The sequence below is a fragment of the Algoriphagus boritolerans DSM 17298 = JCM 18970 genome (assembly GCF_900108085.1).
GTDB lineage: Bacteria > Bacteroidota > Bacteroidia > Cytophagales > Cyclobacteriaceae > Algoriphagus > Algoriphagus boritolerans.
Genome location: NZ_FNVR01000073.1, coordinates 1 through 1475, shown reverse-complemented (window position 1 = coordinate 1475; position 1475 = coordinate 1). Strand labels below are relative to the sequence as shown.

The 1475-nt window shown below is 33.4% G+C and carries 2 protein-coding genes; both read right to left on the bottom strand.

Translation table 11 applies throughout. The annotated features are described in order from the left end of the window. Nucleotides 1–219: 219 nt before the first annotated feature. The gene (locus C4S61_RS21595) at nucleotides 220–660 is read right to left on the bottom strand and encodes a toxin-antitoxin system YwqK family antitoxin (RefSeq protein ID WP_103926848.1); all 441 of its coding nucleotides are present in this window, start codon (nucleotides 658–660) and stop codon (nucleotides 220–222) included. Nucleotides 661–672: 12 nt separating this feature from the next. Next, nucleotides 673–1475 (bottom strand): hypothetical protein (locus C4S61_RS21985; protein WP_200820638.1); only part of this gene is annotated, 803 nt, incomplete at its 5' end.

Here is a 1475-nt window from a genome sequence, read left to right as displayed (position 1 = left end):
ATATCAGCAAATTACAAATTTGTTTGGATAGAAAGGTGTAGTTACAAACTACACCTAGTCCCAATCAACCTTCTTCTACACCCAGAGGGGGAAAAACCTACAGCTACTACTAACCTTAATTCTACTTATATAGGTTAAAAAAAATAAAAATCTGTCAAAAATTATAATTAATTTAAACTACCTTCACGAAGGTATGTTAATTATTTTATATTAATAAAATTAATCACAGTTTTTAATATTCGGAGGAGGAGGGATTTCATTAGCATCTTTAAATTTGATATTATAATAGACAATTTCAAATGTGTCTTTTTCATAGTTTGATATTGAAACCAATTCCCCGTACAAATATCTATACCAAGGACCAGAAGGTTTTCCTAATTTATTTTCACCTTCCTCAATGACTCTACCGGAGCATCTATCAAACCAAATTTCTTTCCCATTCATCAGATCACCTTTATATTCGATTATTGACGATAGCTTATCGTTTACAAAAAACTTCCATTCTCCTTCCCTTTTGTTATTTTTTTTAAATCCCGATCCTTTAATTACTCCATCTTCATTTAACTCTACCACAAATTCCATAGCATCGTAATTAGAATTCTTTGTTTCTACACATCCGAACGTAAGGAATAACAATAAAAATCTTAAAATCTTGGTCATAATAATCTAATTTCAATGCTTATTTGGGTTTTTCTTCCAATCTTCAAACATATTACGGAACATTGTTCCACCAAAAACTTGATCTAATGCATCAACAAATTCTTCCATATTTGTAACTTTTCCATTAACTGCTAATTTATGGTCAGATTCATCGCCTTGTAAACCCTGCATAAACCTACCAAAATTAGCGAACTTCTCATCCCCACTTCCAAATTTACCATTTTTCAGATCTTTGACTCCACTTTCAACATCCTTTGTTGTTTTTTCAACATGAATAAAAGATTCATGTCCAATTGTCTCTAATGAATTATTCACATCCATCCCAGTTTTGAGATAAACTGAAAACGAAAGATTTTCAAGTTCACCTTGATTTTCTCTAACTGTACTCCCAGTTACTTGAGTTAAAGGCAAACCTTTTCGGGTTTGCTTAGTTCGAAGATAATGCCAAGTCTCACCTTTATTTCTCATTGAATGAGAATAGAACGCTACATTTTGATGGCTGTATTTTCCATCAGCATCAAATCTAACTCCACCAATTACATCTCCTGCCTTGGCATATTGTGCTAAAAATGCTTTTCCTTGCTCTGTATTTGCAAATTTGGCAAGAGCACTTTTATGAGCTTTATCAGTAGTCATATCCCAAACTTGATTACCATCTGGATCGATAAATCTAATCGGATTGTTGATGGAATATATAAATGGACTCACATCATGGTATTCCATGGACAACGGATCCACAACACCCCCACTAGGCGTAGTATCTTCTCTTAACCTTAGAAGTTCCTCTTGAGGCTGGGTGAAGTTTGCAACTTCAC